Genomic DNA, 6,755 nt, shown 5'->3' with positions numbered 1-6,755 from the left:
TATTGCTCAAAGCGAATGGTGTAGGGTATGGAGTCCCACTCCGGGTAGAAATGCTTGGTGAGATAACTGCTAACCGAAGCCGGGTTAAAAGACGTTACAACAGTACCGCTCGGCGTGGCATCATGCCACCGCACAAAATTGTAACCGGGACGTTGCATAAGGTGGGGTGCCGCCGCCGTCGGCAGGGTGAATGCCGGCGTGAGAGCATTGTAAGTAGCCGGTGGCGGACTGCCGCCGTATGTAACAGTCCCATAACCGCCAATACTCGCGGGAGTCCCGTGATACTCAATGTTATAGTTGATAGGCTGAAACCCGACTTCGAGTATCGAATCCATACCCGCGTGATTATTCATCACAAACGTGTAGGTGGTGCTGCTGCCGCTTGCAGGCACCCGATTAGGTTGAGACTGAAAGACTGTACCGTCTCCGGTATTAATCGTTGCAATTTCGTAACCCGGAGCCGGTGTAATCGTATACATCAGGGAGCCGCCTAAAATCCCCACTTGAATTTGCGAAGTGTCAGGCACAGTAGAGCCTAATCCGGCGGATATGCGCGCCCTAACCCTAAATCGCTTTACTTGGAACTTTACTTGAAGGGTATGCTGCGAGCTTGCAATAATAGCATCGGCAGAAAATGTATAGCTTGTGGGAGCACCGACCAGCGCATTATTCACCCACACCTCGGAAATTTCATAACCGGGGTCAGCAGTAAAAGTATATACAGTGGCGGGAGGGTTATGATTAAACGTGGCGGTCGTACTCAAACCGGGACCGGCAACAGTCGCACCCCCACTCTGCACTGTCCCGTGTGGCAGCCCATCAGCCGAATTCATCACACGGGGCGTTATTTTGTGGTCCTCTTCAAACACTGCCTGTATAGCCTGTGTTGGATATGAGGTGCTCGGGGTAAAACCGGGAACACCCACCAGACCCAATGTGGCATTGTTCCATGTATTAAGAAAGTGATAGCCGGCATTGGGCGCTGCTGTAAAGATATTCGCTATAGCGTAAGTTGTCGCTGTCGCCAAAATGGTGTCGGGTGCCCCTGTCAATAGTGTGCCGGCAACGCCGGAACCGGGAGGATATACTTCCACCGTAGCCTTATAGATATGCTCAAAATGAGCTGTCAAAGTTAAATCGCTATTTATAGTAGTGCTATAGGTGGGAAGAGTACCAACCGTAGTACCTCCATTAGCCCAATGTGAGAAACGCCAGCCGGAGTTTGCAGTCGCTTCAACAGCAATTGCTGCGCCGTTATCGTAGTTGGGAGCGGAGAGCGGCGACGGCGCTGTGGTGACAGCGACCGAACCACCGGACAAATTATTGACTCCCGTCGTCAAAGTCCATGTTTTAACATACTCTGCAACGCACACTATGGTGTCGGCTATCGTCACAGTAAGCGGATTAGTAGTACCTAAAACAGCACCTCCTGCACCATGCGTCCATTGGTCAAAACGATATCCGGAGGCCGGATATGCCGTGACATTGACGACAGCACCCAACGAATAGTAAACATCTCGGGCTAAGAGGGGGTCAATTTGTCCTCCGGTAACAGCCGATCCTCTGCGCAATCGCATCTTAAAGTGGGCAATAATATTACCTGTAACATTACCCGGTGCAAAGCGAAAAGAGTCCGGCAGAGCGGTACCGGGGTGAAGAATAAAGCTACCGTATGAGGGACCATTTACCGCCCAGCTATCGAACTGATAGCCGGGGTCGCTTGCCGTTGGACGTGTCAATTGCACCTCCGTGCCGCCCGCTTTTGTAGCAGAAGTGGTACCGTCCACCCTTCCTGAATTGGCTACCGCAGCCTGTGGGGGAGAAACAACCACCGTCATAGCAGACCTCGGTCCATAACGGGCAATTACCGTGGCACCGGTTGTTCCAATGGTGTATGTGGCAGAGAGACTGTATATCTGGTTGGGGGGTATATGGCCAGCATTGTAGGACCACCCTAAAAACGTATCGGTGGCAGCGGGGGGAAGACACACCAGTTGTAGTGTCTGACCGGCAGTACCCGGAAAAGTAGGAGTAAGATTACTCACTCCGTTAACGCTTATGCTGGTATACGCCGGCATACTTGCAGTAAAAGATATCGTTTGCGTAACCGGTTTGTAGACGGCTTGTACCTCTACGTTTCTTTGCCCAATAGTATAAACGGCCCATACGACCGTTTATCTGGAGGCATATACTTCTCCTCAATATATTTTTCTCAATTGGACGGTAGCCTCCGGTGGTGTTACTATAGCACTTCCTACTCAGATTAGCGGAGCGTATTTTATCATGCCGACCGCTAATGTGACTATTGAGGCAAATTTTATCCCCATGCTATATGCGATGAGCTACCAGAGAGGGACTGCTGACCCTCTGAGCGGGCCTGCGATTATGCCTTGGATTGACTATAAACAATACAGTCAACCTTATTCTGGTTTATTGGGCACCACCCCCCCGACTAATTTAACACCTCCTTTGACCAAGGCAGGATATGATTTTATCGGCTGGAATTCTAATGCTAATGCTACGTCTCCTCAGACTTCATTTGCCGGCGACTATACAGAGAGTTTTTACCCTGTTTGGAGGGCTCAAGGTCACACCATTACCAGGTCTGTGAATCCGACTGCTATTACTATTGCTGCTAATGTTACTACATACTCGCAAATCAACGCTAGCGGTACCAACCATAATGGTTCTTCGGCAGGTACAGATGCGCCGGTTTATCTTCGCGCCGCAAACGTTACCGGTTATAATTTTCTCAATTGGACGGTTGACGGCGGTGCTGTAGTGCTTCCTACTCCGACTCAACAATTGGATGCTCATTTCCTCGTGCCGGCCGGTTTCACTACTGTGAATGTTACGGCTAATTATGGTCCCGTCGAATACACTATAACTTATGAGAGAGGCAATGCTGACCCGGGTAGCGGACCCGCGTCTATGCCTGTCTATGACAGCAAATACCATGATGTGAACTATTTTATACGCGGAAAAGGCTCTCCGGCTAACTTTACCTCCTCGCCTTTAACACGCGTCGGATATAGCTTTACAGGGTGGACAACTTCTATCGGCGGAGCCACCGCGCATAATCCTAATACTGCGTGGACTACCAACGCGAACGCTACCTTTTACCCGCACTGGACGGCTCGAAATAACTATACCCTCTCCTATGACGTGGATGGTGGTTCCGGTAATCTCGGTGTAGCGAATCCGACGCTCGGACTCACTTATGATGCTACTATACCCTTACCCACTGCTACGTTAACGAAACCCGGTTGTTCGTTTGCTGGTTGGGAGCATGCGAACGGCACATTCTATGCGACCAGTGCGCCCGGTGCGCCCGGTGCGAGTTATACAGTACTCGGAAGTTTTACCTTGAAAGCTCGATGGGATTATGTTGTAAATTACAATGGCAATTATCATGCCTCCGCCTCACCCACTACAGAAACACTGGCTCGGAGTGCCGACGCCGGTGGCTCTACGGCTACTCTTAACAATGGCTTGAGTGGCGACTCAACCTACACCATACTGGGTTGGTACGATGCTTCCGGTAATCTGCTCGCCTTGGGAGATGTATATAAGCCCACAAACGTGACGGCTCCGATACAGGCTTATGTGAGAACACAGGCTACGGTCAAGAAGGACAGGATAACGTTCGAAGGCAATGGCTCCGATGCCGGCACGCCGCCTTCGGACGTCTTCGTAGCGCGAGGGCAGGCTTACACGAATGTGGGTCCAACCAACAATCCCAACGGCTTGTCCAGAGCCGGTTACAGCTTTTTGGGATGGAGTCCTGCGTTTGACGATTCGGTTTCTGTTTCGATTCCTGCTACCCATAATGTCGATCCCCAAACTTTGTATGCCGTGTGGAAACCCCTAAGATACAGAATCACTTATATAAATGGGACTAACACCGCGCCACCGCTCTCGGGTGATTCTATAACTCATAACGGTACTCAGATATCTATAAGACCTGCCAATGTTTTCGCTACACCAACCAATATGGTGTTTGACACGTGGAACACTGTACCGAACGGGACGGGTGTGAATTATGCTCCCGGTGATCCTTACACCACTAATGCAAATCTTACACTGTATGCTGTGTGGAAACCTGTGGCTTACACCATCCGGTACAATCTGAATAGCGGTAGTGGACTACCGGTAACTGACGGTAACAAAGTACATGGAGCGTATTATACGTTTGCGGGAGATCCGGGTTGGAATCGCCCCGGCTTTTGGCAAGACGGCTGGTCTTTTTCAAATGTATCCGGTACTCCTAAACAGTACGATTTTGGAGCCGTCGACATGCTTACGTATTATGATATCAATCTTCCGCCGAGCGGCATCCATACTGTCTATGCCCATTGGACGCCTGAACTACATAAAGCCCGAACCATCCTGGGTCAGTTTGCTTCCGGAACCTCTACCATTGATGGAGGCTCTGAAGTAGATAAGATAAAAGGTGTCGGCTCGAATGTGGTGGCCGGACCTGCTGATTTGGGGTATCTCTTTTCGCACTGGACGGTGAAGAACTTTACGGGAGAAAACCCCCTTCTAAGCCCTCTTGACAGCGGTAGTTTTAGCAATAGATATGCGGCGAGTACCGTTTATACTATTGGGCAAAGAAACGTAGAGGTACAAGCCGTCTACAAACCGGTTACGCAAACGATATCTTTTACTGCAAGTATGCCGGCGTATACCAGCATAAGCGTTAACGGAGTGAGTAATCTTACTCCTACTTTTCCGGGTACTGCCGGTCAGACACTACAACTGGTGTGTCTTCCCCCCGCTGCCACCGATACGTTTTTAGGGTGGTCCTACAATGCTGGCCATATACCCCCCAACCAGATATACAGTCTCTCTGCCACATACACCATTGGAACAACCGGTGCCACGGTAATTGCCCGTTATGGACCGAGGTCTGCTATGACGGTGGTTGTTTCTCCCCCACAGGCTGCGGTAGCCAATTCAGGAAGGGTGGACGGTACCACTTCTGCTACAAAAGCGGGCGGCACGGAGGTGCAATTGACACGTCCAACGGCAAGCGACCCCGGCTATCAGTTCGATAGCTGGGCGGTAAATGGTCCCTCATACGGTAGCTTTATTCTTCACCCCGGTACCGCTCTGCCGGACTCTTTTCGCTTTGCACCGGGTAATGTTACAGGTAATATTATTGCCCACTTTAAGATGCGATTGCGCAGAGGATCGGCTGTTACCGGAGGACAAATTGACCCCCTCTTAGCCCGAGATGTTTACTATTCGTTGGGTGCTGTCGTCAATGTCACGGCATATCCGGCCTCCGGATATCGTTTTGACCAATGGACGCATGGTGCAGGAGGTGCTGTTTTAGGTACTACTAATCCGCTTACTGTGACGATAGCCGACACCATAGTGTGCGTTGCAGAGTATGTTAAAACATGGACTTTGACGACGGGAGTCAATAATTTGTCCGGTGGTTCGGTCGCTGTCACCACAGCGCCGTCGCCGCTCTCCGCTCCCAACTACGATAACGGCGCAGCAATTGCTGTTGAAGCGACTGCAAACTCCGGCTGGCGTTTCTCACATTGGGCTAATGGAGGTACTACGGTTGGTACTCTTCCCACCTATAGCACTACTATAAATAGCGATTTAACTTTGACAGCTCATTTTGAGCATATCTATAAGGCTACGGTGGAAGTATATCCTCCCGGTTCCGGCGTTGCCGGCACACTATTGACAGGGGCACCCGACACCATTTTGGCGACAGCGACAACTTACGCTATAGCGAATATCTTTACAGCAGCGCCCAATGCCGGCTATCACTTTCTTAATACATGGAACAATGCCACATTGGGTCTGGTGGGTGTTCCCGGTTTTACCCCGAGCACCTCATATCCAACACAGGCTATACAGGCAGTGTTTGAAGAGGACCACAAAATAACGCCCCGTGTGATGAATTCGGCTGATGGGCTGCCACACGGGACAGTGCAGAGTGGGGGTGCGACTGTTGCCGGTCCCGGTTTGAGTACGACCGCCACGTTTAATCATAACCCTCCCGCCACTGTATATACTTTTACTGCTGACCCCGGTTATGAAATTTCCGAGGTGTGGGTGAATAATGCGCTGGTCGGTGCTCCCACAAGCTATACATTTTCTGCCGATGCTATTATTGCAAGCTCGCAGCATACCCTTCAAGTAAAGTTCCAAGTAAAGCGATTTAGGGTTAGGGCGCGCATATCCGCCGGATTAGGCTCTACTGTGCCTGACACTTCGCAAATTCAAGTGGGGATTTTAGGCGGCTCCCTGATGTATACGATTACACCGGCTCCGGGTTACGAAATTGCAACGATTAATACCGGAGACGGTACAGTCTTTCAGTCTCAACCTAATCGGGTGCCTGCAAGCGGCAGCAGCACCACCTACACGTTTGTGATGAATAATCACGCGGGTATGGATTCGATACTCGAAGTCGGGTTTCAGCCTATCAACTATAACATTGAGTATCACGGGACTCCCGCGAGTATTGGCGGTTATGGGACTGTTACATACGGCGGCAGTCCGCCACCGGCTACTTACAATGCTCTCACGCCGGCATTCACCCTGCCGACGGCGGCGGCACCCCACCTTATGCAACGTCCCGGTTACAATTTTGTGCGGTGGCATGATGCCACGCCGAGCGGTACTGTTGTAACGTCTTTTAACCCGGCTTCGGTTAGCAGTTATCTCACCAAGCATTTCTACCCGGAGTGGGACTCCATACCCTACACCATTCAATTTCAGCTCCA

General features: G+C 50.8%; 2 protein-coding genes and 1 pseudogene. 2 read left to right on the top strand and 1 reads right to left on the bottom strand.

Annotated features, from left to right (window positions below; genetic code table 11):
* A partial coding sequence (locus tag ASC50_RS04295; protein ID WP_158648417.1) for an InlB B-repeat-containing protein occupies nucleotides 1-2,078 on the bottom strand: 2,078 nt, incomplete at its 3' end.
* A gap of 100 nt (nucleotides 2,079-2,178) precedes the next feature.
* Between ASC50_RS04295 and ASC50_RS08505 the strand changes: the two are divergent.
* Nucleotides 2,179-2,307: pseudogene (locus ASC50_RS08505) on the top strand (hypothetical protein); the annotation flags it as partial.
* 78 nt (nucleotides 2,308-2,385) lie between these two features.
* A partial coding sequence (locus tag ASC50_RS04290; RefSeq protein ID WP_158648416.1) for an InlB B-repeat-containing protein occupies nucleotides 2,386-6,755 on the top strand: 4,370 nt, incomplete at its 3' end.

The sequence above is a fragment of the Candidatus Symbiothrix dinenymphae genome (assembly GCF_001431085.1).
This window is presented reverse-complemented; position numbering and strand designations above follow the sequence as displayed.